This window comes from Pseudomonas sp. NBRC 111124 (genome assembly GCF_001320245.1).
Taxonomy (GTDB): Bacteria; Pseudomonadota; Gammaproteobacteria; order Pseudomonadales; family Pseudomonadaceae; genus Aquipseudomonas.
Genome location: NZ_BCBA01000053.1, coordinates 1 through 24,991, shown reverse-complemented (window position 1 = coordinate 24,991; position 24,991 = coordinate 1). Strand labels below are relative to the sequence as shown.

General features: G+C 63.6%; 27 protein-coding genes. 19 read left to right on the top strand and 8 right to left on the bottom strand.

Going from position 1 to position 24,991, the window contains the following annotated elements; genetic code table 11:
- Positions 1-14: 14 nt before the first annotated feature.
- Positions 15-185 carry a hypothetical protein gene (locus APH28_RS28725; RefSeq protein WP_156340928.1) on the bottom strand — a complete coding sequence of 57 codons (171 nt, stop codon included), beginning with the start codon at positions 183-185 and terminating at the stop codon, positions 15-17.
- Between the two features lie 146 nt (positions 186-331).
- On the opposite strand from APH28_RS28725, the gene APH28_RS20120 reads away from it, so the two are divergent.
- Complete coding sequence (locus tag APH28_RS20120) at positions 332-574, top strand: hypothetical protein (protein WP_060512280.1); 243 nt, start codon at positions 332-334, stop codon at positions 572-574.
- 96 nt (positions 575-670) lie between these two features.
- Positions 671-934 carry a DUF3077 domain-containing protein gene (locus APH28_RS20115; protein ID WP_060512279.1) on the top strand — a complete coding sequence of 88 codons (264 nt, stop codon included), beginning with the start codon at positions 671-673 and terminating at the stop codon, positions 932-934.
- Between the two features lie 39 nt (positions 935-973).
- Here the strand turns inward: APH28_RS20115 and APH28_RS28235 are convergent, their stop codons facing one another.
- Positions 974-1,147, bottom strand: coding sequence for a DUF2986 domain-containing protein (locus APH28_RS28235; RefSeq protein ID WP_082432350.1), 174 nt, complete (start codon positions 1,145-1,147; stop codon positions 974-976).
- 113 nt (positions 1,148-1,260) lie between these two features.
- Between APH28_RS28235 and APH28_RS20110 the strand changes: the two genes are divergently transcribed.
- On the top strand, positions 1,261-1,677 hold the full coding sequence (locus tag APH28_RS20110; RefSeq protein ID WP_256250158.1) for a tetratricopeptide repeat protein: 417 nt from the start codon (positions 1,261-1,263) through the stop codon (positions 1,675-1,677).
- Between the two features lie 18 nt (positions 1,678-1,695).
- On the opposite strand, the gene APH28_RS20105 is transcribed toward APH28_RS20110, so the two are convergent.
- Entirely contained in the window at positions 1,696-2,367 is a 672-nt protein-coding gene (locus APH28_RS20105) for a GntR family transcriptional regulator (protein WP_060512277.1), read from the bottom strand.
- A 194-nt stretch (positions 2,368-2,561) separates the two neighbouring features.
- Here APH28_RS20105 and APH28_RS20100 point away from each other — a divergent pair, with 194 nt between their 5' ends.
- From APH28_RS20100 to APH28_RS20090, 3 genes are all read left to right on the top strand, one after another.
- Positions 2,562-4,301: an IlvD/Edd family dehydratase gene (locus tag APH28_RS20100; protein WP_060512276.1), complete on the top strand. Its 1,740-nt coding sequence runs from the start codon at positions 2,562-2,564 to the stop codon at positions 4,299-4,301.
- A 69-nt stretch (positions 4,302-4,370) separates the two neighbouring features.
- Positions 4,371-5,711 carry an MFS transporter gene (locus tag APH28_RS20095; RefSeq protein WP_060512275.1) on the top strand — a complete coding sequence of 447 codons (1,341 nt, stop codon included), beginning with the start codon at positions 4,371-4,373 and terminating at the stop codon, positions 5,709-5,711.
- Positions 5,712-6,058: 347 nt separating this feature from the next.
- Positions 6,059-7,249, top strand: a complete 1,191-nt coding sequence (locus APH28_RS20090; protein WP_060512274.1) for an MFS transporter — start codon at positions 6,059-6,061, stop codon at positions 7,247-7,249.
- A gap of 10 nt (positions 7,250-7,259) precedes the next feature.
- Here the strand turns inward: APH28_RS20090 and APH28_RS20085 are convergent, their stop codons facing one another.
- Positions 7,260-8,192, bottom strand: coding sequence for a LysR family transcriptional regulator (locus APH28_RS20085; protein WP_060512273.1), 933 nt, complete (start codon positions 8,190-8,192; stop codon positions 7,260-7,262).
- 43 nt (positions 8,193-8,235) lie between these two features.
- Here APH28_RS20085 and APH28_RS29220 point away from each other — a divergent pair, with 43 nt between their 5' ends.
- The 8 genes from APH28_RS29220 (at position 8,236) to APH28_RS20050 (ending at position 18,283) form a co-directional block, all read left to right on the top strand.
- A complete protein-coding gene (locus APH28_RS29220) occupies positions 8,236-8,367 on the top strand; it encodes a hypothetical protein (RefSeq protein ID WP_256250157.1) in 132 nt (43 codons plus the stop codon).
- Between the two features lie 126 nt (positions 8,368-8,493).
- Complete coding sequence (locus APH28_RS20080; RefSeq protein WP_060512272.1) at positions 8,494-9,387, top strand: LysR substrate-binding domain-containing protein; 894 nt, start codon at positions 8,494-8,496, stop codon at positions 9,385-9,387.
- A 101-nt stretch (positions 9,388-9,488) separates the two neighbouring features.
- Positions 9,489-10,193, top strand: coding sequence for an SDR family oxidoreductase (locus tag APH28_RS20075; protein WP_060512271.1), 705 nt, complete (start codon positions 9,489-9,491; stop codon positions 10,191-10,193).
- Between the two features lie 213 nt (positions 10,194-10,406).
- Positions 10,407-12,386: a protease modulator HflK gene (hflK, locus tag APH28_RS20070; protein ID WP_060512270.1), complete on the top strand. Its 1,980-nt coding sequence runs from the start codon at positions 10,407-10,409 to the stop codon at positions 12,384-12,386.
- A complete protein-coding gene (gene hflC, locus APH28_RS20065) occupies positions 12,383-13,420 on the top strand; it encodes a protease modulator HflC (protein ID WP_060512269.1) in 1,038 nt (345 codons plus the stop codon). The genes hflK (APH28_RS20070) and hflC overlap by 4 nt, the downstream gene beginning before the upstream one ends.
- On the top strand, positions 13,407-14,447 hold the full coding sequence (gene hflK / locus APH28_RS20060) for a protease modulator HflK (RefSeq protein ID WP_060512268.1): 1,041 nt from the start codon (positions 13,407-13,409) through the stop codon (positions 14,445-14,447). Before hflC ends, hflK (APH28_RS20060) begins: the two co-directional genes overlap by 14 nt.
- Before the next feature lie 37 nt (positions 14,448-14,484).
- Positions 14,485-16,446, top strand: coding sequence for a heavy metal translocating P-type ATPase (locus APH28_RS20055; protein ID WP_060512267.1), 1,962 nt, complete (start codon positions 14,485-14,487; stop codon positions 16,444-16,446).
- Between the two features lie 211 nt (positions 16,447-16,657).
- On the top strand, positions 16,658-18,283 hold the full coding sequence (locus APH28_RS20050) for a methyl-accepting chemotaxis protein (RefSeq protein WP_060512266.1): 1,626 nt from the start codon (positions 16,658-16,660) through the stop codon (positions 18,281-18,283).
- A gap of 3 nt (positions 18,284-18,286) precedes the next feature.
- Here APH28_RS20050 and APH28_RS20045 read toward each other — a convergent pair whose 3' ends face one another.
- On the bottom strand, positions 18,287-18,583 hold the full coding sequence (locus APH28_RS20045; protein WP_060512265.1) for a DUF3144 domain-containing protein: 297 nt from the start codon (positions 18,581-18,583) through the stop codon (positions 18,287-18,289).
- A gap of 184 nt (positions 18,584-18,767) precedes the next feature.
- Here APH28_RS20045 and APH28_RS20040 point away from each other — a divergent pair, with 184 nt between their 5' ends.
- From APH28_RS20040 to APH28_RS20020, 5 genes are all read left to right on the top strand, one after another.
- A complete protein-coding gene (locus APH28_RS20040) occupies positions 18,768-19,256 on the top strand; it encodes an isochorismatase family protein (protein ID WP_060512264.1) in 489 nt (162 codons plus the stop codon).
- Positions 19,257-19,344: 88 nt separating this feature from the next.
- Positions 19,345-20,109 carry a hypothetical protein gene (locus tag APH28_RS20035; protein WP_060512263.1) on the top strand — a complete coding sequence of 255 codons (765 nt, stop codon included), beginning with the start codon at positions 19,345-19,347 and terminating at the stop codon, positions 20,107-20,109.
- A gap of 207 nt (positions 20,110-20,316) precedes the next feature.
- Positions 20,317-20,844 (top strand): hypothetical protein, encoded by a 528-nt coding sequence (locus APH28_RS20030; protein WP_060512262.1) that lies wholly within the window; start codon positions 20,317-20,319, stop codon positions 20,842-20,844.
- Between the two features lie 63 nt (positions 20,845-20,907).
- A complete protein-coding gene (locus tag APH28_RS20025) occupies positions 20,908-21,753 on the top strand; it encodes a DUF692 domain-containing protein (RefSeq protein WP_060512261.1) in 846 nt (281 codons plus the stop codon).
- The gene (locus tag APH28_RS20020; RefSeq protein WP_060512260.1) at positions 21,746-22,522 is read left to right on the top strand and encodes a DUF2063 domain-containing protein; all 777 of its coding nucleotides are present in this window, start codon (positions 21,746-21,748) and stop codon (positions 22,520-22,522) included. Before APH28_RS20025 ends, APH28_RS20020 begins: the two co-directional genes overlap by 8 nt.
- On the opposite strand, the gene APH28_RS20015 is transcribed toward APH28_RS20020, so the two are convergent.
- The 3 genes from APH28_RS20015 to bamA all read right to left on the bottom strand — a co-directional run.
- A complete protein-coding gene (locus APH28_RS20015) occupies positions 22,519-22,905 on the bottom strand; it encodes a hypothetical protein (RefSeq protein WP_060512259.1) in 387 nt (128 codons plus the stop codon). The genes APH28_RS20020 and APH28_RS20015 overlap by 4 nt on opposite strands.
- Before the next feature lie 136 nt (positions 22,906-23,041).
- A complete protein-coding gene (locus APH28_RS20010; RefSeq protein WP_060512258.1) occupies positions 23,042-23,380 on the bottom strand; it encodes a hypothetical protein in 339 nt (112 codons plus the stop codon).
- A gap of 102 nt (positions 23,381-23,482) precedes the next feature.
- Positions 23,483-24,991 (bottom strand): outer membrane protein assembly factor BamA (gene bamA, locus APH28_RS20005; RefSeq protein WP_082432349.1); only part of this gene is annotated, 1,509 nt, incomplete at its 5' end.

The window sequence follows — 24,991 nt, the reverse complement described above, 5'->3', positions numbered from 1 at the left end:
GTTAACGCTGCGGATTATACATACCGATTAAAAAAATCAGATTTAGCCCCTTTCTTGTAGTCCATTTCCCAAAGATACTCTTCCCGCACATTTTCCGTTGCGACTGCTCTGCCAAGGGCTTTAGTCTCGGCCTGTCGCTGCTCATCGGCGACACGGCTTTGACAGGCCGTAACGGTATTATGCATGTGGCTCGCCTCATATGGCGGCTGTACGTGGGGCACGCTTGCGTGCGCCGGAACTTGCATAGTCCGCCGGTCTGTCAACCCATGTACAGCTGCCACCCGACTGTTTGACAGCAGGCAGGTGGAAGCCCCACAAAAGGTACTATGCGATGTTGAAGATTGTCCCCGATCCACCCCACGATATTCATTCCCTCGAAGACACCCTGATCCAGGCGACGGACTACGCGTTGTGTGCGTCCACCGTGGTGCATCAGGCGCTGCTGCTGCAGCCCAAGTCACCGGCGTCGATTCTGATGATGGCCTCTATGCATGAGCTGGAGGCACTGCGGGTCTTGCTCGAATCCGCGTTGATTCAGGTGCAGGTGCCTGCTGGGCCTCGGACTTTGCACTAAGGCTCAGGTGATGTGCCGCCAGGTCTGGCCTATTTCGCGGGTTTACCCGCCAACAGGCCAGACCTGGCAACCGAAAAACGTCAGGGAGATTGACCAATGACTACAGACGACACCCCATGCACCGTCGGCAAAACCACCTTCTTCCAAGGTGAAAACCAGACCCACCCGCTGTTCCGCATCGAGCCCGGTATCCCTTGCCGCGATGCCCGAGAGCAGGCTTCGGAGCTGATGGGCTATGTGCGCGAACTGACCATCCTGGGCCTGATGGATGAAAAGCCGATGATGATCTGGGCCTCGCACTACCTCAGCGCGATGGCCAAGGCGCTGATGGATGATGCCGAACTGGGCATGACCCAATAAGGCAAGAGAGCCACAGCAGGAAAGTCTGGATGCTGCAGGTCAGTCTTGAGCGACAGAGGTATCAGTGGCAGTAGCCGAATTGGGCTCGGCGTCAAGCTTCAGCCGGTCGGCCTTGCTGATGTACTTGGGCTTGTTGCTCTTGGGCGCCAGCTTGGCATTGGCCTTTTTCTGGTGGGCCTTGAGCAGCTGTTTGAGTTTCTTCTGGCGGTTCATTGTCCATCTCTGATGTGCAGCATAGGTCGCGCATTGTACCTCGGGAACTTCATGCTGCGGGCCCGGTCTGTAGCCTCTCGCCGAATTCACCGGACCCTTCCCGGACCTTTTGAGTGCCCAGTCCCATGCCAAGCCAGCGCCTGCTGTCAGCACTGCTCCTGTTGTTCAGCGCCGTCACCTGCCAGGGCGTACTGGCGGGTGCCTACTCGGCACCGTCGCGCAGCAACAAAGCCTCGACCCAGCTGATCGAGACCGCCTCGCGCCAGTATGAAGAAGGCAAGCTGGACCAGGCTGCCGCCACGCTGGAGCGCGCGCTGCAGATCCAGCCGGGCAACCCCGCCACGCTGCACTACCTTGGCGTATTGCGCCTGGAACAGGGGCAGTATGACCAGGCCGAAGTGCTGGCCGTGCGCTCCAACCAGCGGGTTGGCAACAACCGCGCGCTGCGCAATCGCAATTTCCAGCTGATCCAGGCTGCGCAGAAGGCTCGGGCATCTGGCATGGTGCCAGTGGCCGGGCAGGCCAGGTAAGCAGCCGGATACATTAATTTACTTGCCGATTCTGCGGTGATAGGCCGCCACGTAGTTGTCGCGAGATGGCTTCAGGTGTTCGCTGCAGAGCGTGGCCAAACCCTCGACATCCCCACGTTGCAGGGCCTCGATGATCAGCCAGTGCTCGCGCCGGGCACGCTCGAGCTGATCGGACACCACCAACGATGATGAGCGCACCGAATGCGCGCGTTGCGCATGGTCGTGGATCGCCGCGACCAGCACCGGGTTGTCGGACAGCCCGAACAACAGTTCATGAAAGCGCATGTTGGCGCGGAAGGCGCCGCGCAGGTTCGCCGCCTGCACCATCTCGTCGTGGACCTTCTGCGTAGCGCTCAGGGCGTCGATGGCGGTTTGCGAAACCGGGAACCGGATCAGGCGCACACATTGGCATTCGAGCAGTTCACGCACGGCGTAAAGGTCTTCCACTTCCTTGGCCGTGTAGGCCTTGACCAACGCGCCGACATTGCGCTTGCGCTCGACCAGCCCCATGCGTTCGAGCTCGACCAGCACCTGGCGGACCACGTGACGCTTGAGCCCGAAACGCTCAAGCAGGTCATCTTCAACCAAGCGCTCACGGGGGTGCAGAAAGCCCAGCACGATCTCTTCTTCGAGAATCTGGACTGCCTCTTCCAGGCCGGTGACGGTGCTAGCGGGTTCAACGAGTTGCATGGGGTAGGGCCTTGGGATACGTGCTGATCAAACGCTGAGACTGCCACAAATTCGTCGTATTCGCATGGTGCAGAGCCGCCCGCTGATTGACGAAGCGTGCTTGCACCTCAGCGTTGATCGTGTTTTCATGCCGCTCAACAGATTATTAATAATCCTGTTAATGATAAATCCAATAATAGATCGGTAGGTGATCCATGCCTGACAACTCTCCCGTCATCAAGCCCACTGGCATCCGCAAGGGGCTGACCAATTACGGCGACACCGGTTTTGCCTTGTTCTTGCGCAAAGCGTTCATCAAAGGTGCTGGCTACAGCGACGACGCGCTGGACCGCACCATCATTGGTATCGCCAACACCGGCAGTGGCTACAACCCTTGCCATGGCAATGCGCCGCAGCTGATTGAGGCCGTCAAGCGTGGCGTGATGATGGAAGGCGGCCTGGCCATCGACTTTCCGACCATCTCCATTGCCGAAAGCTTCTCCCAGCCCACCAGCATGTACCTGCGCAACCTGATGGCCATGGACACCGAGGAAATGATCCGCGCCCAGCCGATGGATGCGGTGGTGCTCATCGGTGGCTGTGACAAGACCGTGCCTGCCCAGTTGATGGGGGCAGCCTCGGCCAATGTGCCGATGATCCAGCTGGTCACCGGTTCCATGCTCACCGGCGGCCATCGGGGCGAGCGCGTAGGTGCCTGTACCGACTGCCGGCGCTTCTGGGGGCGCTTCCGGGGCGAGGAGATCGACGAACAGGAAATCAACGAAGTCAACAACAGGTTGGTGGCCAGCATCGGCACCTGCTCGGTGATGGGCACGGCCAGCACCATGGCGTGCATCGGCGAGGCGTTGGGTATCGTCTTGCCGGGGGGCGCCACGCCGCCAGCGGTCACTAGCGACCGCATCCGTATTGCCGAAGAGAGTGGCCGCCGCGCGGTGATCATGGCCCGCAATGGCCTGACGCCGGACAAGATTCTCACTGAAAAAGCCTTCGAGAATGCCCTGCGCGTGCTGCTGGCGATTGGTGGCTCGACCAATGGCATCGTCCACCTCACGGCCATCGCCGGGCGGATGGGTTATGAAATCGACCTGGAGGCCTTCGACCGCATGAGCCGCGAGACGCCGGTGCTGGTCGATCTCAAACCATCGGGCCAGCACTACATGGAAGACCTGCACCGGGCTGGTGGCTTGCAAACAGTCTTGCGCGAGCTCAAGCCACAGCTTCACCTGGATTGCCTGACCGTCAGTGGTCGCACCTTGGGCGAGGAGCTCGAAGACTTTCCTGCCTACAAGCAGGACGTGGTGCGCAGTTTTGCCAACCCGATCTATCCGGCCGGCGGTATCGCGTTTCTCAAGGGAAACCTGGCGCCGGATGGCGCGATCATCAAGCAGTCGGCTGCCGACCCACAGCTGATGGAGCATGAAGGCCGCGCAGTGGTCTTCGAGAACTCGGAGGATATGGCCAACCGCATCGACGACCCTGAGCTGGACGTAACTGCCGATGACATCCTCGTCCTGAAGAATATCGGCCCCATCGGTGCTCCTGGCATGCCCGAAGCCGGGTATCTACCGATTCCGAAAAAACTGGCAAAGGCGGGTATCAAGGACATGGTGCGGATTTCCGACGGCCGCATGAGCGGCACCGCCGCCGGCACCATCGTCCTGCACGTGACGCCCGAAGCTGCGCTCGGCGGCCCACTGGCGCTGGTGCGCAATGGCGACCGCATCCGCCTCAGCGTGCAACAGCGCAGCATCGAGTTGCTGGTCAGCGAGCAGGAACTGCAGGCCCGTCGCACTGACGTGCAGTTGCCCAAACCGGTGGATGCCGAGCGCGGCTACCGCAAGTTGTTCTACGAACAGATGACCCAGGCTGACAAGGGCTGTGATTTCGAATTCCTGCGGCCACCGCAGATGATCGCGCGCGTGCCCGCGCAGTAAGCATTCGAGACGACCCGCTGGCAGCCGCGCCTTGCTGCCAGCTTCGCAAAATAACAAGAGACCATCGCCATGAATGCGCGCCCCACTCGCATCCGTTATCTGATCCTGCTGCTGTTGTTCCTGGTCACCACCCTCAACTATGCCGACCGGGCGATCCTGTCCATCGTCGGTTCCTCGATGCAAAAAGAACTCGGCATCACGCCGGTGCAGATGGGCCTGTTGTTCTCGGCGTTCGCCTGGGCCTACGTGATCGGGCAGATTCCTGGCGGTTGGCTGCTCGACCGCTTCGGTACCAAGCGCGTGTATGCCTGGAGCATCTTCCTCTGGTCCACATTCACCATCCTGCAGGCAACCATCGGCTGGTACAGCGTGTCTGTCGCCGTCGTGGTGATGTTCGTCCTGCGCTTCATGGTCGGGCTCGCCGAGTCGCCATCCTTCCCGGGGAACAGTCGCATGGCGGCTGCCTGGTTCCCTTCGGCGGAGCGTGGTACCGCTGCTGGCATCTTCACCTCCGCTCAGTATTTCGCCACGGTGCTGTTCGCTCCGATCATGGGCTGGATCGTCTATCAGTTCGGTTGGCATTACGTGTTCGTGGTGATGGGTAGCCTGGGCGTGCTGATGACTGGGGTCTGGCTGAAGACTGTCCATGCCCCCAAGCAGCATCCACGCGTCAACGAGACGGAGCTGCAGCATATCGCCGATGGCGGTGGCCTGATCGACATGGATCAATCCGGTCTCAAGCAGGATGCACCGAGGCCGAGCTGGGTAAACTTCAAGCAGCTGCTGACCAACCGCATGATGATGGGGGTTTTCATCGGTCAGTATTGCATCAATACACTGTCCTACTTTTTCCTTACCTGGTTCCCGGTCTACCTGGTGCAGGAGCGGGGCATGTCGATCCTCAAGGCGGGTTTCATCGCCTCGATCCCTGCCGTGTGCGGGTTCCTCGGCGGCGTGCTGGGCGGGGTCATCTCCGATGCACTGATTCGTAATGGCCGCTCGCTCACGTTCGCCCGCAAAGCGCCCTTGGTGCTGGGCATGCTCATGTCGACCTGCATGGTGGCGTGCAATTACGTCGATGCCGAGTGGATGATCGTCGCAATCATGGCGCTGGCGTACTTCGGCAAGGGGTTTGGAGCCATTGGCTGGGCGGTGGTGGCCGATACCGCGCCGAAACCGATTGCCGGGCTGTGCGGGGGTGTTTTCAATGCATTTGGCAATACCGCAGGCATCACCACGCCGATCATCATCGGCCTGATCCTGCAGACGACCGGCTCCTTTGAAACTGCGCTGGTGTTCGTTGCTGCAAATGCCGTGGTGGCGATGTTCTGCTACTTGGTGATCGTCGGCAAGATCGAACGCATGGACCTGCGGCAGAATGATGATCAAGGTCGTGCAGTTGCAGCTTGAGTGACACTGCTGCGTGAGATGCCTTGATGCCCGCTCGCTGCCCGAAGCCACGTTGACTGTCCGTGGCCCTTAGGTGGATTGATCGTATCTACCTAAGGGCCGCTGATGGACAAGCGCCGAAAACGCTGCCCACGGTCGGCCCGCTCGTATAATTCAAAGCCGTGGCGCGGTCGGGCAGTTTCACCCCAGTACGTACGCAAACGAAAAAACGGCATTCAGGTATTGCGTCTGCTCAGGCCGAATCATTGCTCGATTGATGAATTCAGTTCCATTGATATATGAGCATTGGCCAGTAATTGATTATCAGGGAATGAATAAACTGAGAGGCCCTCAACCGGAGCTTCTCAATGTCTGCTTACGAAACAACCGCGCAGGTTGCTTCCCCCTCCAAAAGCGCAGGAATCAGCATCGCGATCCTGGCCTTTTCTGCCTTCCTCATCGTTACCACCGAATTCCTCATCGTGGGGCTGCTCCCCGCGCTTGCCAGGGACCTGAACATTTCGATCACCGCCGCCGGGCAACTGGTGACGCTGTTCGCCTTCACCGTCATGATCTTCGGCCCGCCGCTGACGGCAGCGCTGTCGCACCTGGAGCGGAAAAAACTGTTCATCGGGATCTTGCTGCTGTTCGCCGTCGCCAACGCCGTTGCCGCCGCCTCGAACAGCTTTTGGCTGCTTGCCGTGGCCCGCGTGGTGCCAGCCTTGGCCTTGCCGGTGTTCTGGGGCACGGCCAGTGAAACCGCTGGGCAACTGGCCGGGCCGCAGCGGGCGGGGCAGGCAGTTTCAAGGGTTTACCTGGGGATTTCGGCGGCCATGCTGCTGGGTATTCCACTGGGTACTGTGGCGGCCAATGCGATCGGCTGGCGAGGGGCGTTCTGGCTGCTCGCCGGGCTGTCGTTGATCATGGCGGTGGCCATGTGGGTCTACATGCCAAGCGTTGCGCGCACGGCCAAGGTGGATTTCCTCAAGCAGGCACGGATTTTCAAGGAACCCTGTTTCCTGGCCAACGTGCTGCTTTCGGTGGTGGTGTTCAGTGCCATGTTCATCGCCTACACCTACCTGGCCGACATCCTCGAACGTGTCGCGGGCGTGGCCCCGGCCGATGTCGGCTGGTGGATGATGGGCTTTGGCGCGATTGGCCTGGTGGGTAACTGGATCGGTGGCAGGGCCGTCGACCATTCGCCGATCAAGGCCACCATCGGCTTTCTCGTGCTGCTTGCCCTGGGCATGGCTGCGGCTATTCCGCTGGCTCAAGTTGGCTGGCTGTTCTGTGTTGCGCTTGGGCTGTGGGGCATCGCCAATACGGCGCTTTACCCGGTCAGCCAGGTGCGGGTCATGCGTTCGGTCAGCCACGCACAGGCGTTGGCGGGCACCAGTAATGTTTCGGCCGCCAATGCCGGCATTGGCGTGGGCGCCATCGTCGGCGGCATGACCCTGTCGAACCTGGGCATCGGCTACCTCGGGTATGTGGCCGCAGCCGTCGCGGTGCTCGCGCTGCTGCTGGCGCTGGTCGTTGGCAACCTCGCGCCTCGGCGTTAGGGCAGGGCGCTCAGCTGTTGGCAGGCTGGCTGCCATGGGGCGTCAGCCGTGGCAGCAAATAGTCCAGCAAGGCGCGGACCTTGGGTTGGTTCTCGCGGCTCTTCAGCCAGACCAGGTTCATGGGCAGGCCGTCCGTTGCCAGCTCAGGCAGCACCTCGACCAGTGTGCCCTGGTCGAGGTGCCGCTGGGTCAGCCAAGTCGGTAACTGGCCGATGCCATGCCCGGCGAGCACAGCGGCCACTTCGCCCTCGCCATCACCGACGGCGATGCGCGCCTGCGGCGTACGCCGCTCCATCTCCCCCGGTTGGCGGCCTTTGAAGAACCACGGACTGACCTGGCCGTCGCCATGCCCATAGCCGACACAGTGATGCTGATCGAGATCACGCTCGCTTTGCGGGGCACCGTGCTGGGCCAGGTAGCCGGGTGCGGCGCAGAAGATCAGGCGCTGGGCGCCGAAATACTGGTGGCCCAGGCTGGCTGGCCAGGCATCGGGGCCGCCGATGCGCACGACAATGTCGATGCCTTCATGCAGCGGGTCGATAAAACGGTCGGTAAACGAGATGTGCGGTTGCAGCAGCGGATGCTGGTGGATGAACTCCAGGATCAGCGGCAGTACATGCAAGCGGCCATACGAAGCTGGCAGATCTATCCGTACCTTGCCGTGCGGCTCGTCGCCCTCGGCGCTGAGCGCATGTTCCACTTGCTCCAGGTCGGCCAGTACCGAAGTGCAGGTGCGGTAGAAGGTGATACCCGCCTCGGTCAGCGCCAGGGTGCGGGTGGTACGGTTGAACAGCCGTATCCCCAGGCGTTCCTCGAGGCGCGCCACACTCTTGCTCACCGCAGATCCCGTGAGGTTCAGCCGTTCGGCCGCGGCAGTGAAACTGCCCAGGTCAGCGACGGCGACGAACACGTCGAGCCCCTTCAGCCGTTCAGATGAAAACATGCGTATCTCCTGTTGAGTGCCATTGGAACAGGAATTGCTCGCAATGCTGATGAAGCGACCAGCAGGGGATACACCAATGCTTGTTGAAGATCACTGCTTCATGTTCCTCGTCGTCGCGATCGTGCTGGCCGTGGATATGGTGGCGCTCACGCTGTATTGGCGCAGCAAACCCTGAACCCAGCCCCGGGGGGAGAATACCCCTAGTCGGGGCCTTTGCGAGGGATCATCGATTGGCACTGCTTCCAAACCCGGGTCGATGGCGGTAGCCTCGGCAGTTCTAGCCGATAGAAATTCCATTCCCATGCCTGCAGGTTTCCCCGGTTTGCCGTCACTCAATGCCCTGCGTGTGTTCGAGGTGGTGGCGCGTCAGCTTAACTTCCGCCTGGCTGCCGAGGAGCTGGGCGTGACACAGGCGGCCGTCGCCCAGCAGGTGCGCGGGCTGGAAGCCAGCCTGCAGGTGCGCCTGTTCGAGCGCCTGCCACGGGGCGTTGGCCTGACCGATGCCGGGCGTGGCTATGCGGCGAGTATCCGCAGCGCCCTGCTGATGATCGACGAGGCCACCCGATTGCTGTGCCCGGCGCCGTCACAGCTGACGGTCAGCGTGACGCCTACTTTTGCGTCGAAGTGGCTGATTCCACGGCTCGGCCACTTCGCCGAGGCCCACCCCGACATCGACCTGCGCCTGCTGGCCACCGACCGTCTCTCGCATTTTCAAACCGATGGCGTCGATATCGCGGTGCGCTATGGTCAGCCCCCGTTCGCTGGCGGGTTGAACGCCGAGTTGCTGATGGAGCAACGAATCGTCGCGGTGGCGAGCCCGGCATTGCTGGCCGAGGTGGGCGCGCCAGAGAGCTTTGCCGCCTTGCAGAGGTTCGTCGCCTTGCACGATGGGCACAACTTCTGGCCGCAGTTCACGGCGGCCTTGTTCCCCGGGCATCCGAAACCGACCGCGAAGAATGTGCGCTTCAACCAGGCATCGCTGGCCATCGACGCCGCCGCAGGCGGGCAGGGCATCACCCTTGCCAGCTACGCCTTCGTCAAGGACGACATTGCCGCTGGCAGGCTGCAGCAGGTGTTCCCCGAGCAGCTGAAACTGGACAAAGCGTTCTACCTGGTATGGCCACGCAAGGCGCAAGAGGCACCAGCACTGGGCCTCGTCAGAGCATGGCTCAAAGGTCAGGTAGGCGAAAGATAATCTACTGGCTTGGCAAGCTTCGCCTGCCTCCCTCGCCCAGGTGCTGGCTGCTAGTGTGATGTAACTCGCAACCGCGCAGTTTCATGACCGAAGGAGGCAACATGTCTGTAGAAAAAGTGGCAATCATCACCGCCGGTGGCAGCGGCATGGGGGCGGCAGCGGCGCGTCGGTTGGCAGCTGACGGTTTCAAGGTCGGCATCTTGTCGTCTTCGGGCAAGGGCGAGGCGCTGGCAGCCGAACTTGGCGGCATCGGCATCACCGGCAGCAACCAGTCGGTCGCAGACCTGCAGCGGCTGGTGGATGCCGTGGTCGAAAAATGGGGGCGCATCGACGTGCTGGTCAACAGCGCCGGCCACGGCCCGCGCGCGCCGATCCTGGAAATCAGCGATGAAGACTGGCACAAGGGCATGGACACCTACCTGCTCAATGTCATCCGCCCGACGCGGCTGGTGACGCCTTACATGCAAAAACAGAAGGGCGGGGTGATCATCAACATTTCCACCGCCTGGGCGTTCGAGCCTGTTGACCTGTTCCCCACATCAGCGGTGTTCCGTTCGGGGCTGGCGGCCTTTACCAAGATCTTCGCCGACAATTTTGCTGGCGATAATGTGCGCATCAATAATGTGCTGCCGGGCTGGATCGACAGCTTGCCGGCTACCGAGCAGCGCCGCGACAGCGTACCGCTCAAGCGCTATGGCACCAGTGAGGAGATTGCGGCGACCATCGCTTTCCTGGCCAGTGAGGGTGCTGCTTACATCACCGGGCAGAACATCAAGGTTGATGGCGGTGTGACGCGAAGCGTCTGAGCAGCGGGTTTACCCGCGAAGCGCCGCGCGGGCGGCGCTCGATCTGATAGGCACTGCATCCCTCCCGACCTACACTTGAAGACCCAAATGCCAATTTTACGTTTTGCGACAAATTTTTTACCTTTGTCGTTATAACGTTACGCCGCTCGTCCCTCAAGGCCATCAGTTCCTTCGGCTCAAGACGCGCAATGCCTGGTATTTCCTGGAGTCTTAATGAGAGTCGATCTAGACACTGAGGCCGCCGACCTCGATGGTTTCCCGCGTTTTCAGCGGGCAAAGGTTCATGCCCGCCAGCTAATGCTGCTGATGTACCTGGCACTGGCGCTTGCCGCACTACTGGCAGTGATCCAAGGCCTGATCGGTATCTTCAGCCCTGATTCCTACTGGCTGGTCCTGCTCGCCACCAATGGCGCCGTGCTGCTCTTGGTGGCAGGCGCCGCGCAATCGGCCTGGCGGGTAGCCAGCTGGCGTGCGACGGCCATGGGCCAGGCGCCTGTCCCGTTGCTGTTCTGGCGCGCTGCCGGCAAAACAGTCGAGCCTGAGTCGCTCAGCCGTTTCGACCACTGGTGCCAGCAGGTCGCCGATGCTTGCCGGCGGCAATGGCACAGACTAGGCCCGGAGACCCCTTGGCTGGTAGGCCTGGCGGGCCTGTCACTGCTGCTGGTCAGGGGCGCTTGGCGCTTTGACCTGCCGACCCCGACGGTGGCAGGGCAGGTGACTTGGGTTGCCATCGGCCTGCTGGCCGTTTTTGCCTTCAGCCTGGTCGTGCTCGAACGCCACCTGATGGCTGAAAACGAGGCGACCTGGCCCGAAGCCGGCGCGCTTGCCGCGACGTTGCGGCTGGCCATCGCCGTGCAGGTGCTGACCATCGCCTGCCTGGTGTGCGTGGACGGCGAACGGCTGTGGCCGGCTCGGCTGGCGGTGCTGATCGGCGTGTTGCCTGGCCTGGCAGCGCTCGAACTGCTGACACGCGCCGTGCTGGCGATGTTCCGCCCCTCGCGCCCGGCTGAAGAGCCGGCGCTGGTGGCGCGCAGCCTGGTGGGTGACTTCCTGCAATGGCCGCCGCGGCCTTTGGCCGTGCTGCAGGACGAGCTGCACCAGCGCCTGGGCATCGACCTGCGCCAGGTATGGGCATTCGCCTTCATGCGGCGGGCATTCCTGCCGGTGGCAGCGCTGGTGGCGCTGGTCGGCTGGTTGCTGACCGGCGTCGTCGAGGTGCCCACCAGTAATCGTGCGGTCTACGAACGCTTTGGCAATCCGCTGGCGGTGTATCCGCCGGGCCTTCACGTCGGCTTGCCCTGGCCCTTTGGCAAGGTGCTGTGGGTGGACAACAGCATTATCCATGAATTGGCGACCACCACTGCCCAGGGGGGCAGCGAACCCTTGGCAGCTGCCGACGGTGCGCCACCAACAACCGCCAACCGGCTGTGGGATGCCACCCACCTGAGCGAGAACTCGCAGGTGATTGCCGGTACCGATGGCGGGCGCCAAGGGTTCCAGATCGTCAACATGGACGTGCGCTTCATCTACCGTATCGGCCTGAGCGATGCGGCCGCGCTGGCGTGCGCCTATCACACGGCGGACGTCGAACAGCTCTTGCGCAGCATTGCCAACCGCGTGCTGGTGCACGATTTTGCCGTCCGCTCGCTGGATGGGCTGCTGGGTGCCGAACGTGCCGCGCTGGGCCGTGACATCGGCCGGGCGGTGCAGGCTGACCTGGACCGCATGGAGACCGGGGTGGAGCTGCTGGCGACCTCGGTAGAGGCGATCCACCCGCCAGCCGGTGCGGCCAATGCCTACCATGCCGTGCAGGCGGCGCAGATCACCGCCCAGGCACTGGTCGCCCGTGACCGTGGGCAGGCCACGCTGAAGGTGGCCGAGGCCAGGCAGAACGCCACCAGCGTGACCGACAAGGCCACTGCCGCAGCCCATGAAATCCAGACCAAAGCCGATACCGCGTCACTGCGCTTCGATGCCGAACACACCGGCTGGCAGCACGCCGGCCAGGCGTTCATCCTCGAACAGTACCTGGAGCGGCTGACCCAAGGCATGGCGCAGGCGAACAGCCTGATCATCGATCACCGCCTGACGGCGAACCAGGCACCGACCCTGGACCTGCGCAGCTATGCAGCGCCCATTGACCCTTCGCAGCCGAAACCCGCATCCGGCCGTACCCAGGAGCGTAACCCGTGAGTTCCCATACCGCCCATGGTCATGACCACGACCACGACCACGACCACGACCACGACCACGACCACGACCACCACCATCACGATCATGCCGATACTCAAGGCCGTGCCCGTCCCGCCTGGCTGCGTGTCGGGGTAGCGCTGCTTCTGGTGCTGATCATGGCCGCCACGGCCTGTTTCGTGCAGGTTCGTGTCGGCGAAGCCACGGTCATCACCCGTTTCGGCAACCCGTCGCGGGTGCTGCTCGAACCCGGCCTCGACTGGCGCTGGCCCGTGCCGTTCGAGGCCGCAGTGCCGGTCGACCTGCGCCTGCGCACCACTTCCAGCGGGCTGCAGGACGTCGGCACGCGGGATGGCCTGCGCATCATCGTCCAGGCCTACGTCGCCTGGCAGGTGGCGGCCGACCCGCAAAGCATCCAGCTGTTCATGCGCGCGGTGCAGAACCAGCCCGACGAGGCGGCGCGGCAGATCCGCACGCTGGTGGGCTCGGCCCTGGAAACCACGGCCAGCGGTTTCGAACTGGCCGACCTGGTCAACGTCGATGCCAGCCGGGTGCGCATCGATGATTTCGAGCAGCGCCTGCGCGAGCAGATCGAGCAGCAACTGATCAAGAGTTATGGTGTGCGCGTGGTGCAAGTCGGCATCGAGCGCCTGACCTTGCCCAAGGTTACCCTTGAAGCCACGGTTGACCGCATGCGCGCCGAACGCGAGACCATCGCCACCGAGCGCACGGCCGAAGGCAAACGCAAGGCCGCCGAGATCCAGTCGGCCGCCGAGCGGGATGCCCGCATCCTGCAGGCCGATGCCAGCGTGAAGGCCGCTCAGATCCAGGCGCAATCGCAGGTACAGGCGGCGGACATCTACGGCAAGGCCTATGCCGGTGCGCCGCAGCTGTACACCTTGCTGCGCTCGCTCGACACCCTCGGTTCGGTCATCAACCCCGGCACCAAGCTGGTGTTGCGCACTGACGCGGCGCCGTTCCGCGCCCTGGTGGAGGGGCCTGCGCTGCCAGCGGGGGCTGACCATGGCCAGCAATGAGCAGTTGGTGGCCAGGCTGCCTGCCGGGCCTTGGCTGCAGGCGGGGCGCATCGGCTTCCTGGCACTGTACGCCGTGGCGTTGCTGGCGGCGGTGGGTTGGCTGTTCGGCAATGTGCGGCAGATAGGCCCGGAAAACCGCGCGGTGGTCTTGCGCCTGGGTGCCGAGGAACGCATCCAGAACGCAGGCTTGCTGCTGGCCTGGCCTGAGCCCTTCGAGCAGGTGGTGATGCTGCCCTCGGCAGCGCGGGTGACCGAACGCCGGGTGTCGTTGCTGCTGCGCTCGGAACTTGCGCAAAAGTCCGACAAGGACGGCACGCTGGCCAGCGATGCCACGGCAGGCTCCGGCTATCTGTTGACCGGGGATGCCGGGGCCGTGCAGCTGGACGTGCGAGTGTTCTATACCGTGAGTGACCCTTACGCCTACGCGCGCCAAGGGCAGCATGTGCAACCCGCGCTGGACCGCCTGGTGGAACGCAACGCCGTGCAGATCTGCGCCTCGCGCGACATGGATGCGATCCTGGTCGCGCGCCCGGAACTGGTGGGTGGTGATGCCGGGCTTGCTGACCAGCGTGAGCGGCTGCGTGGCGACCTGCAGCAGGGCATCAACGGTAGCCTGGCGCGGCTGGGTTCGGCGGGCGCCAGCCTGGGGATCGAGGTGGTGCGGGTCGACATCCAGTCGTCGTTGCCATGGTCGGCCGTCAGCGCGTTCAACGCCGTGCTCACCGCCAGCCAGCAGGCTGAACAGGCCGTGGCCAAGGCCCATAACGAGGCCGCTCGGCAACTGCAGCAGGCCACCCAGGCCGCCGACCGTACCGTGCAAGTGGCCGAGGCCGAAGCCAGCGAGCGGCTGTCCCGTGCCCAGGCCGCTACCGCGACCATCGTTGGCCTGAGCCAGCAACAGGATCCGCAGTTGCTGCTGCGCCTCTACCGTGAGCGGGTGCCAGCGATACTGGCGCGCGCCGGGTCGGTCACCACCGTCAACAAGGATGACGCCGGGCACATGATTCTGCAGGGGCCGACACAATGAGCACCCCGCCTTTTTCCCCTTTCTGGAGCTGCTCGCGATGAGTACCCATCATTGTGGTCACGCGCATCATCACCATGCCCATACCCACCTTACGTCCGGCCTGCTGTCCCAGGCCGAGCAGCGTACTGCTGCACGCCAGTTGAGCCTGGCGATGCTGGCCCTCGGGTTGCTGGCGCTGGGGCTGGCCTGGCGCTGGCTGGCACCGACCCAGGAGGGGGTCAGTCAATTGCTGCTGGGCGGTGCCTCGCTGCTGGTGGCCGTTCCGGTATTGCGCTCGGCCTGGTACAGCCTGCTGCACCCCAGCCTGCATGGCCTTACCGATCAGCTCATCGCCCTGGCCATGCTGGGCGCCTGGGCCACTGGCGACTTGGCCACTGCGGCACTGCTGCCGATCATCATGATTTTTGGCCACATGCTCGAAGAACGCAGCGTGCTGGGTTCGCAAGAGGCGATTGCCGCACTGGGGCAATTGACCCGCAGCCATGCGCGGTTGATCGACGCTGATGGCCAGGTGCGTGAGGTCGATAACGCCAGCCTCAAACCGGGCGACCAAGTCGAGGTGCGCGCCGGTGACCGTGTGCCCGCCGACGGCCGAGTCCTGCAGGGCCAGGCCAGCCTCGATACCGCGCCGATCACCGGCGAAGCGGTGCCGCTGGAAGTGGCCAATGGCATGGACATCCATGGTGGCTCGATCAACCTCGACGGTCTGCTGCGGGTGGAGGTTACCCGGGTCGGTGATGACTCGACCCTGGGCAAGGTCATCGCCCTGATGCAGCGCGCCGAGCAAGCCAAACCGCCGATCACCCGGCTGCTGGAACGCCATGCCGGGCGCTACCTGGTGCTGGTCCTGCTGATTGCCGCCGTGACCTGGTTCATCACCCGCGACGCCCAGGCCATGCTGGCCGTGTTGGTGGCGGCCTGCCCGTGCGCCCTGGTGCTGTCGGCGCCGGCGACGGCGGTGGCGGGGATTGCCGTCGCAGCCCGGCATGGCATCCTGATTCGCGGTTCGGCCTTCCTCGAGGAGCTGGCCGACCTGTCTTCATTGGTGATCGACAAGACCGGCACGCTGACCTACGGCGACCTGCGCCTGCGCAGCGTGGTCGGCATTGCGCCGGCAGTGCCCCAGGCCGAAATCGTCAATCTCGCGGCCAGCCTCGGCGCCGCCAGCAGCCACCCGGTCAGCCGGGCACTCGCGGCGCTGGTGCCCCATGAGCAGCATCTGGCACTGCTGGACATCCACGAACGCCAGGGCTTTGGTGTGGTGGCGCAGACGGCCGAAGGTGAAGCGGCACTTGGCCGCCCGGAGCTGTTCGGCCAGCTGGGCATGCAAGTGCCGCCGGTGCCCGAGCACGACGGCCCGATTGCCGGCCTGGCCCTGAACGGCCAGTTCCTAGCCTGGCTGCTGCTGGCCGACAACGTGCGCGCAGAATCTGCCGAGGCCATGCAGCAGTTGCGCGAGCTCGGCCTGCAGCGTCAGTTGTTGCTGACCGGTGACCGCAGCCGTGTAGCAGAGGCCATTGCCGAGCAGGTCGGCATGACCCGCGTGGTGGCGCAAGCCCTTCCGGAAGACAAGATGCACCACGTCAACCAGGAACTGCAGCTGGGCTTCCGCCCGCTGGTGGTGGGCGATGGCATCAATGACTCCCTGGCCCTGAAGGCTGGCGTGGTGGGCGTGGCAATGGGCGCCAACGGTGCCGACATCGCCCTGGCCGCGGCGGATATCGTGCTGATCAACGGCGACCTGCGGCGCCTGGCCACCTGCATCCGCCTCAGCCGCCAGTGCCGTCGCACACTCCAGGTGAATGTGTTGATCGGCCTGGGCTGGACCTTGGCGATTGTCGTCGCCGCCGCGTTCGGCCTGCTGGGCGCGGCGGGGGCCATGATCGCCGCGCTGCTGCACAACCTCAGCACGCTGCTGGTGCTGACCAACGCCGGGCGCCTGTTGCGCTATGACGAACGGCTTGGCCAGAGCACTGCGGCACAGGCGCTGCAGCCTTAGCTGAGCATGGTGACAGGGCCAGGCATGTGCCTGGCCACGTTGCTTACCCTTGCGTTTACGCCTCCGTAGATGCAAGGCGCCAGCAACATCCGTTCGGTTACCGAACACAAGCCGCCTTCACGCACTCAAGCCTGCCACGGCCACTCCGATAGCTGCTCACCCACCGTCGAAATCTCGACCAGAAGTGGCGCCAACAAGGAGTACTGCCCGCATGTTTGCCGACCTGAAGATCCGTACCGGAATGTTCTGGGTGCTGTTGTTGTTCAGCCTGACCTTGCTGTTTTCCACCGTCAGTGCCTGGCGGGCAGCGCTGGGCAGCGACGCGCAGATCACCGAGCTGGACCAGACCGCGCATCAGTCGGACCGGCTGAACAATGCGCTGCTGATGGCGATCCGTTCCAGTGCCAACGTGTCTTCGGGATTCATCGAGCAACTGGGCGGCCACGACGAAAGTGCAAACAAACGCATGGCGCTGTCGGTCGAGCTGAACGACAAGAGCCAGCAGCTGATCAATGAATTCGTCATGAATATGCAGGACCCTGCATTGCACGCGGTGGCCGAAGCGCTGCAGGCCACCTTCGGCGAGTACGCCAAGGCGGTGGCCGGGCAGCGCGAAGCCACGCGTCAACGCTCGCTGGAGCACTACTTCAAGGTCAACACCGAAGCCGGCAACGCCATGGGCCGGCTGCAGGCGCTGCGTCAGCAACTGGTCGCTGCCCTGGGCGAACGGGGCCAGCAGATCATGCTGGAATCCGACCGTCGCCTGGCGCGTGCGCAGCTGCTGAGCCTGGGGTTGCTAGCCGTGACATTGCTGCTCGCCGGCCTGTGCTGGGCGTTCATCGCGCAGCGTGTGCTGCACCCGCTGCGTGAGGCTGGTCAGCACTTTCAGCGGATTGCCGGTGGCGACTTGAGCGTGCCGGTGGCGGCGCGCCAGCGCAACGAGATCGGCCAGCTGTTCCATGAGCTCGAGCGCATGCAGCAGAGCCAGCGCGAAACCTTGGGCAGGATCAGCCACTGCACCCGGCAATTGGCCGATGCGGCTGGTGCGCTCAACACCATTACCGAAGAGAGCGCGAACAACCTGCGCCAGCAAGGCCAGGAGCTGGAGCAGGCCGCCACCGCCGTCACCGAAATGACCACGGCGGTGGAGGAGGTCGCGCGCAATGCCGTCACCACCTCCCAGGCGACCCATGAGTCCAATCAGCTGGCGGCAAAAAGCCGTCAGCAAGTCAGCGAAAATCTCGATGGTACCCAGGCCATGACCCGCGAAATCCAGACCAGCAGTGCTCACCTGGAGCAGTTGGTGGGGCAAGTGCGGGATATCGGCAAGGTGCTGGAGGTGATCCGATCGGTGTCCGAACAGACCAACCTGCTGGCACTCAATGCGGCCATCGAGGCGGCCCGTGCCGGGGATGCCGGGCGCGGCTTTGCCGTGGTGGCCGATGAAGTGCGTACGCTCGCGTACCGGACCCAGGCCTCGACCCAGGAGATCGAGCAGATGATCGGCCGTGTGCAGCAGGGCACCGAAGCGGCGGTCGCCTCGATGCAGGCCAGCACCAGTCGGGCCCAGTCGACGCTCGACGTCACCCTGGCCTCGGGCCAGGTGCTGGAGGGCATTTACAGCGCCATCGGCGAGATCAACGAGCGCAACCTGGTGATCGCCAGTGCAGCCGAAGAACAGGCCCAGGTGGCGCGGGAGGTGGATCGCAACCTGCTGAACATCCGCGAGCTGTCGAGCCATTCGGCGGCGGGGGCGCAGCAGACCAGCGAGGCCAGCCAGGCGTTGTCCGGGCTGGTTGCGGAGATGACGGCGCTTGTGGGGCGGTTCAGGGTCTAAGGCTCAGCTTTCTTTGCCGAGTACGTAGCGGTCGAACTGCTCGATGTACTCGTCGACGTTGTCTTCCAGCATCATCCGGTACTGGTCGCTGAAGTACTTCAGGATTTCCTCGCGGGCAGCGGCCATTTCGGCGCCGGACTTGAAGTTGCGTGCGCTGAGCCACGCACTGAAGCGGCTGGCGGCGAAGGTCATCGAGGCGCTGACCTTGCCGATGTCGGCGAGTGTGTCGAGCTGCTGGTTGGCCAGATCGATATGCGCATCGGCGCGGTCGTAGAATGCCTGATCGGTGGCTTGGGTCATGGCAGGATACCTGTGTGGGCTTGTCGTGCGGGGCGCAAGGATGCCACAGCAGTACCTCGCCGGCAGCAATTACCGGTGGTGGCTTATCTGGCCGTCGCCAGCCTGCACAGGGCAGGGTTGGTTCCACCTGCGGCCATTCAAACAGATATACTCCGCGACCGTTTTGCGCATTCAGGAGTCGTTCATGCAGCAGGTTCTGCTCATTGTTGATGTCCAGTCCACCTTCAGCCCACCCGAATGGCTGGTGGACGGGATTCGTCTGTTATCAGCGAGCATTCCTTCGATTGCCTCGGTCGAACTGCACGATGAGCAGGTGACGCCGTTCCAGCGCCAGCTTGGCTGGTACCCGGCCGCCGAAGACGAGTGCCTGGTCGAAGTGGACCAGGTGTTCGTCAAGCATGGCTATGGTCAGACCGCCGAGGCCATTGCCCACATCCGGCAACTGGGCGTGGAGCGTGTGCTGGTGTGCGGCATGCAGACCGAGACCTGCGTGCTGGCGGCAGGCTTTGCGCTGTTCGATGCCGGGCTCTGCCCGACACTGGTGACCGACCTCACCGTCGGCTCATCGCTGGACCGCTCCGGCAAGTTGGGCACTGACCTCTGGAAGCACCACTTCGGTAACGTGACCACGCGGGCCGAGGTCATGGCCGAGCTTGTGCAGTCGGGCCACTGAGAAAACCGCGAAAAGCCAGCGCGCATCGTTTAGCATGGGGACACCGATGCACCTGGCTCCCTTCCTTGTCGAAACGCGCTAGCTCCCCATGACTGCCTTCTACCTCAAGTTCCTCATCACCCCCACGCTCATGCTGGCCATTTCGCTGGCAGCCAAGCGCTGGGGCACACAGATTGGCGGCCTGCTTTCCGGCCTGCCGGTCACTTCGGCCTTGGTCGTGCTGTTTCTCAGCCTTGAACAGGGCCCGGGTTTTGCCCTGCAGGCAGTGCCCGGCGCATTGGCCGGCCTGGCGGCAGTCCAGGCGACCTACCTGTTCTATTACCAGGTGACGCGGCGGATCGGCGCCTTGCCCGGCTGCATCACCGCGCTGGCGGTTTATGCGGCCATGGCGGCACTGATGAGCCACCTGGAGTCGGTGGTGTTGTCGGTGCTGGTGACGCTGGTCCTGCTGACCCTGATCATCTTCGTCACCTCACAACCTGCACCCACCGGCGATGCGAAGGTGGTGCAACTGCCGCGCTGGGTGATTCCGATGCGCATGCTCACGGCCACCGCGTTGCTGGTGGCCATCACCGCCAGCGCCGAATGGCTCGGGCCGGTGGCCAGCGGCCTGCTGGCGCCGATTCCGGTGATCGCCTGGCCGCTGGCGGTATTCGCTCATGTTCAGGGCGGGCACCACGAGCTGGGCGCAATCGTGCGCGGCAACGCCATTGGCGGGGTGGGCGTGCTGGGTTTCTACCTGACGGTGAACCACTTCATCGAGCAGTGGGGCACCGTGCCGGCCATTGCGGCTGCCGTGGTGCTGGCCGTGGTTGCCACTTTTGCCCTGGCCAAGCTGCTGGACCGCCGCTGACCACTTCCCCGCTGGCAGGCGCTTGTATCGTTCTGTATCCAGGCGCCTGCCACGCCTACTTGCTTACAAATCCTTCGCTCTCCTGATACGCCCGGGATACATCCCTGGGGCCAAATGAGTCAGCCCGAACGAACAAGCCCTACGGCCTGCGTTCCCTGGCTTCTTACGCCCTTGAGGCATGACCGTACGACAATCAGGAGAAACACCATGACCCGTATCCAGTTCCCCAACAAGACCCGTCTCGGCCTGCTGAGCATTGCCCTGGTGGGTGGTATCAACCTGGCGTCTTCGGCGTTCGCCGTCGAGGCACTGCCACAAGGCTACCAACTGGCGGCCGCGGAAAAGGCCGGCGAGGGCAAGTGTGGCGAAGGCAAGTGCGGCGCCAGCGGCGCCAAGGCCAAAGCCACCGAGGCTGAAGGCAAATGCGGCGAAGGCAAGTGCGGCGCCGGCGGTGCCAAGGCCAAGGCCACCCAGGCCGAAGGCAAATGCGGTGAAGGCAAGTGTGGCGACGCATCGTTCGCCCGCACCGACACCGACCATGACGGCCGCGTTTCTCGTGCCGAACTGCTGGCGGTGGCGCCAAAGGCCGGTGCCGAGTTCGATGCGATCGACGCCAACCACGACGGCTACCTTTCCGAGGCTGAGGTCTACCAGTTCCGCAAGCACCAGTTCGACGCCAATGGCAATCCATTCCCGACTGACCTGTACAGCAAACTGAGCCAGGCCAAGAACTGACCCTCGCTGGCCCCTTCCCTAGGCGTGTTTCGGGGAGGGGGCTGCAGCACATGGAGCATGCCGATGAACCCTTCATTCACCCTGCAGGGCGCGGGCCTGGGCCTTCGCCGCGCACTGTTGCCTGAGCTGCTGAACATGGACTCCGGTGCCGTGGACTTTCTCGAATGCGCGCCGGACAACTGGATCGGTGTCGGCGGTGCCTTCGGCGAAGGCCTGGCGCAACTGGCCGAGCGCTATCCACTGAGTTGCCATGGCCTGTCTCTGTCGCTGGGCGGCCCTGCACCGCTGGACCATGGCTTCCTGCGCCAGATCCGCGCCTTTCTCGACCGTCATCAGGTACCGCTGTTCAGTGAACACCTGAGCTACTGCGCCGATGACGGCCATCTGTACGACCTGATTCCGATGCCCTTCACCGAAGAAGCCGTCCACCATACTGCCCGGCGTATTGCTGAAGTCCAGGATGCCCTAGGCCGGCGCATCGCCGTAGAGAACATCTCGTATTACGCCGCGCCGTACCAGGCGATGAGCGAAATCGAGTTTCTCCAGGCGGTGTTGAGCGAGGCCGACTGCGACCTGCTGCTGGACATCAACAATATCGTGGTCAATGCCTGCAATCATCGTTACGACGCCGCGCAGTTCCTTGCCCAGGTGCCGGCCGAGCGGGTGGTGTGCCTGCATGTGGCCGGGCACTACGACGAAGCGCCGGACTTGAAGATCGACACCCACGGCGCCAGCGTCAAGCCTGATGTCTGGGGCCTGCTGGCCAGTGCCTACCAGCACCTGGGCCCGGTGCCGACCTTGCTGGAACGCGACTTCAACCTGCCACCGCTGGCCGAACTGCTGGCTGAGGTTGAACAGATTCGCAGCCTGCAACCCATGGCGCAGGCCCTGGCGGTGCGCCATGGCTGACTCGCTGCGTGAGCAACAGCTGCGTATGGCCAGCCATATCCGCGACCCCCAGGCCAATCCGCCGCCGCCCGGCATTGAGGCGCGGCGCCTGGCGGTGTACCGGCAGTTGTTCTTCGGCAACCTGCAATCACTGCTGGCCGGCAGCTTTCCTGTGCTGCATGCCAGCCTCGCCGCCGAGCACTGGCTGGGCTTGTGCGAAGACTTCTATGCCAACCACCGTTGCCACACGCCGCTGTTCACCGAAGTGGGCGGTGAGTGGGTGGCGTACCTGCAGGGGCGCTACGACCAGCCCGGCTGGATTGCCGAACTTGCCCATTACGAATGGATCGAGACGGCCTTGCTGCTGAGCGATGCCGTCGAACCTGAGCATGACCCGCAAGGTGATCTGGTTGATGGCGTGCCGGTGCTGTCCAGCCTCGCCGTGCCGCTGGCCTATGCCTGGCCGGTCAGCCATATCGGACCGGAGCATCTGCCGGATGAGGCGCCCGTCGAGCCGACATTGCTGCTGGCCCATCGCGGTGCCGGCCACAAGGTCAGCTTCTCGCGGCTTGCGCCGCTGGCCCATGCGTTATTGGAATCGCTGCTAGCTCAGCCACTGAGTGGTCGTGAGCACCTGGCGGCACTGGCCGAAGCAGCCGGCGTTGCACCCGCCGCCACCGAGGCACCGGGCCTTGCGCTGTTGCTCAGCCTGAAAGCCCAGGGCGTCGTGCTCGGCACCCGCTGTGGCAGGGAACCGATGTTTCGGGCACAAATGGCCGTCAAGGCTTAGCGGCGATAGTAGCGGTGATCATCGTAATGGTGGGCGCGCTCGTTGCGGCGCTCCCATTCGTGGCGGCGTTCGGCTTCTCGGCGGGCCTGTTCCCGGCGCCATTGCGCGCGGCGCCATTCTTCGCGGCGGCGGTCTTCGCTGTGGTAATGCCAGCGGCCGTCGCGCCAGTAGCGGTCGTCGTGGGCCAGCAAAGGCCCGGATTGGCCATCGGCGACGCTGGCCAGGTCTGGCCATGGGTTCGAAGCAGGCTTGGCCGGCGCTTGAATGTTGGTTTCACTCGCCAGGCCCGCCTGACTGGCGTGGAGTGGCATGGCGGAGGCAGAACCGACGGCCGCCAGGGCGAACAGGCCGGCGAGCAGGTATTTCGGGATAGAGAACTTCATGAGCTTAGGCAACCCCCAAGGTTGTCATTGGACAGGCGGTTGCGCAGCGCCTTGGGGCCGCGCCCACCGCCTGCGTGAGCATGTCCAGATAGACAAGTTATTGGGGAAAAGTTCTGTTCATTCAGCGCTTTAGTGGCTAAAGCCCGCTGAGCCAGACCAGCGGCCGTGTCGGCTCGTCGCTGCCCATGCGGGCGAACGTATCAGACTCGAGCATGGCCCTGACCTGCTCACCGAGGGCCAGCAGCCGCTCGGCGAAGCCCGGGCCGATGGCGCCGTTGTCTTCCAGCGACAGGCCGCTCTGGCTGTGCTGGATCGCTAGGTGGTAATGGCCGGCGTTGTCGCCGCTGGCGGCGAGAATCACAGTGTAGCGAGGGCCCAGCACGCAACTGAGGCGCTGCTTTACCAAGTCCAGCAGCGAGGCGGGGCAGTCGTCGTGCAGCGCCGAGGCCAGGGCGGTGGGGGCGAAGGGAGGCATGGGGTTACCTGCAAGGCATGTTCATATAGATCTCAGCTTAGGCAAGGTGACTGTCAACTTGGGTTAAGCGAGGGTAAAAGCCGGTAATGTGTGCACGCCGAATCAGAAGGTCTGCCCCAGGGAGAACTGGAAGATCTGCGTTTCGGCGTTGTCCGGCTTCTTCAGCGGCGCCGCCAGGCTGAAACTCAGCGGCCCCATCGGGCTGTACCAGGTCACCCCCACGCCCAGCGACACGGCCAGCTGGTTCAGGTCGACGTTGCCGCAACCCTGGGTAGTGGACAGGTAACATTTGTCGGAGTAGACGTTGCCGGCGTCGACGAACACCGAGCTGCGCAGCTGGCTCTGGTTCTTGATGAACGGCATCGGGAAGATGTACTCGGCACCGCCCGTGACCAGGATGTTGCCGCCGAGCACGTCGGTGTCGCGGTCGGAGTAATAGGCCTGGCCGGCGCTTGAATAGGTACCGGTGGCGGGCGTGCTGCGCGGGCCGAGGGTGCCGTCCTTGAAACCCCGTACCGAGCCTTGGCCGCCAGCGGTGTAGCTTTCGTAGAAGGGCAGGCCGTCGGTGGAACCGTAGCCGTTGCCGTAGCCCAGCGTTGAGTGCAGGCGCAGGGTGGTGTCCTTGCTCAGGGGCAGGAAGGTCTGGCCGTTGTAGTCGAGCTTGTAGAACGACAGGTCACTGCCCGGCGTGGTCGCCATCAGGGTCAGGGCCTGGGAATGGCCTCGGGTGGCCAGCACACCCTTGTTCAGGGTCGATTCGGACCAGCCGATCGAGGCCTTGAGGTTGTTGAAGCTCTTGCCCTCGCGCTGGATGAAATCGTAGATCTCGTCGGCGCTGTAGGTGCCTGGGTTGATGTCGTCGTGCTGCAGGGTCAGGCCGTAGGTCAGGCGCGAGGTCTCGTTGATCGGGTAGCCGAAGTTGACGCCCGCGCCGTAGCTGTTGATGGCGTAGTAGGACACGCCGTCATCGTAGTAGTCGCTGTAGTCGGTGCTGCTGTAGAACAGGTTGTAACCCAGGCTGACGCCGTCCTCGGTGAAGTAGGGGTTGACGAAGCCGAAGTTGTATTTGGTCTGGTACTCCGAGCGGGTCAGGCCGATGGACACCTTGTTGCCCGTGCCGAGGAAGTTGCTCTGGCTGATCGACCCGCCGAGGATCAGGCCGGCGCTCTGGGCGAAACCGACGCTGGCAGTGATCGAGCCGGAAGCCTGCTCTTCGACGCTGTAATTGACGTCCACCTGATCGTCGACACCGGCCACCGCCGGGGTCTCGACGTTGACTTCCTTGAAGAAGCCCAGGCGCTCCAGGCGGGTCTTGGACTGGTCGATCAGGTAGGTCGAAGCCCAGCCACCTTCCATCTGGCGCATTTCGCGGCGCAGCACTTCGTCTTCGGTCTTGGTGTTGCCACGGTAGTTGATGCGGTTGACGTAGGCACGTTTGCCCGGGTCGACCACGAACATGATGTCGACGGTGTGATCCTGGTCGTTCGGCTGTGGCACGCCGTTGACGTTGGCGAAGGTGTAGCCTTCGTTGCCCAGACGACGGGTGATCAGCTCGGAGGTGGTGGTCATCACCTTGCGCGAGAACACCTGGCCCGGCTGCACCAGCAGCAG

Bases quoted from the DNA above. Each gene is read 5' to 3' on its own strand.
- APH28_RS28725 (WP_156340928.1), bottom strand. From the start codon at position 185: ATGCATAATACCGTTACGGCCTGTCAAAGCCGTGTCGCCGATGAGCAG.
- APH28_RS20120 (WP_060512280.1), top strand. From the start codon at position 332: ATGTTGAAGATTGTCCCCGATCCACCCCACGATATTCATTCCCTCGAA.
- APH28_RS20115 (WP_060512279.1), top strand. From the start codon at position 671: ATGACTACAGACGACACCCCATGCACCGTCGGCAAAACCACCTTCTTC.
- APH28_RS28235 (WP_082432350.1), bottom strand. From the start codon at position 1,147: ATGAACCGCCAGAAGAAACTCAAACAGCTGCTCAAGGCCCACCAGAAA.
- APH28_RS20105 (WP_060512277.1), bottom strand. From the start codon at position 2,367: ATGCAACTCGTTGAACCCGCTAGCACCGTCACCGGCCTGGAAGAGGCA.
- APH28_RS20100 (WP_060512276.1), top strand. From the start codon at position 2,562: ATGCCTGACAACTCTCCCGTCATCAAGCCCACTGGCATCCGCAAGGGG.
- APH28_RS20095 (WP_060512275.1), top strand. From the start codon at position 4,371: ATGAATGCGCGCCCCACTCGCATCCGTTATCTGATCCTGCTGCTGTTG.
- APH28_RS20090 (WP_060512274.1), top strand. From the start codon at position 6,059: ATGTCTGCTTACGAAACAACCGCGCAGGTTGCTTCCCCCTCCAAAAGC.
- APH28_RS20085 (WP_060512273.1), bottom strand. From the start codon at position 8,192: ATGTTTTCATCTGAACGGCTGAAGGGGCTCGACGTGTTCGTCGCCGTC.
- APH28_RS29220 (WP_256250157.1), top strand. From the start codon at position 8,236: ATGCTGATGAAGCGACCAGCAGGGGATACACCAATGCTTGTTGAAGAT.
- APH28_RS20080 (WP_060512272.1), top strand. From the start codon at position 8,494: ATGCCTGCAGGTTTCCCCGGTTTGCCGTCACTCAATGCCCTGCGTGTG.
- APH28_RS20075 (WP_060512271.1), top strand. From the start codon at position 9,489: ATGTCTGTAGAAAAAGTGGCAATCATCACCGCCGGTGGCAGCGGCATG.
- hflK (WP_060512270.1), top strand. From the start codon at position 10,407: ATGAGAGTCGATCTAGACACTGAGGCCGCCGACCTCGATGGTTTCCCG.
- hflK (WP_060512268.1), top strand. From the start codon at position 13,407: ATGGCCAGCAATGAGCAGTTGGTGGCCAGGCTGCCTGCCGGGCCTTGG.
- APH28_RS20055 (WP_060512267.1), top strand. From the start codon at position 14,485: ATGAGTACCCATCATTGTGGTCACGCGCATCATCACCATGCCCATACC.
- APH28_RS20050 (WP_060512266.1), top strand. From the start codon at position 16,658: ATGTTTGCCGACCTGAAGATCCGTACCGGAATGTTCTGGGTGCTGTTG.
- APH28_RS20045 (WP_060512265.1), bottom strand. From the start codon at position 18,583: ATGACCCAAGCCACCGATCAGGCATTCTACGACCGCGCCGATGCGCAT.
- APH28_RS20040 (WP_060512264.1), top strand. From the start codon at position 18,768: ATGCAGCAGGTTCTGCTCATTGTTGATGTCCAGTCCACCTTCAGCCCA.
- APH28_RS20035 (WP_060512263.1), top strand. From the start codon at position 19,345: ATGACTGCCTTCTACCTCAAGTTCCTCATCACCCCCACGCTCATGCTG.
- APH28_RS20030 (WP_060512262.1), top strand. From the start codon at position 20,317: ATGACCCGTATCCAGTTCCCCAACAAGACCCGTCTCGGCCTGCTGAGC.
- APH28_RS20025 (WP_060512261.1), top strand. From the start codon at position 20,908: ATGAACCCTTCATTCACCCTGCAGGGCGCGGGCCTGGGCCTTCGCCGC.
- APH28_RS20020 (WP_060512260.1), top strand. From the start codon at position 21,746: ATGGCTGACTCGCTGCGTGAGCAACAGCTGCGTATGGCCAGCCATATC.
- APH28_RS20015 (WP_060512259.1), bottom strand. From the start codon at position 22,905: ATGAAGTTCTCTATCCCGAAATACCTGCTCGCCGGCCTGTTCGCCCTG.
- APH28_RS20010 (WP_060512258.1), bottom strand. From the start codon at position 23,380: ATGCCTCCCTTCGCCCCCACCGCCCTGGCCTCGGCGCTGCACGACGAC.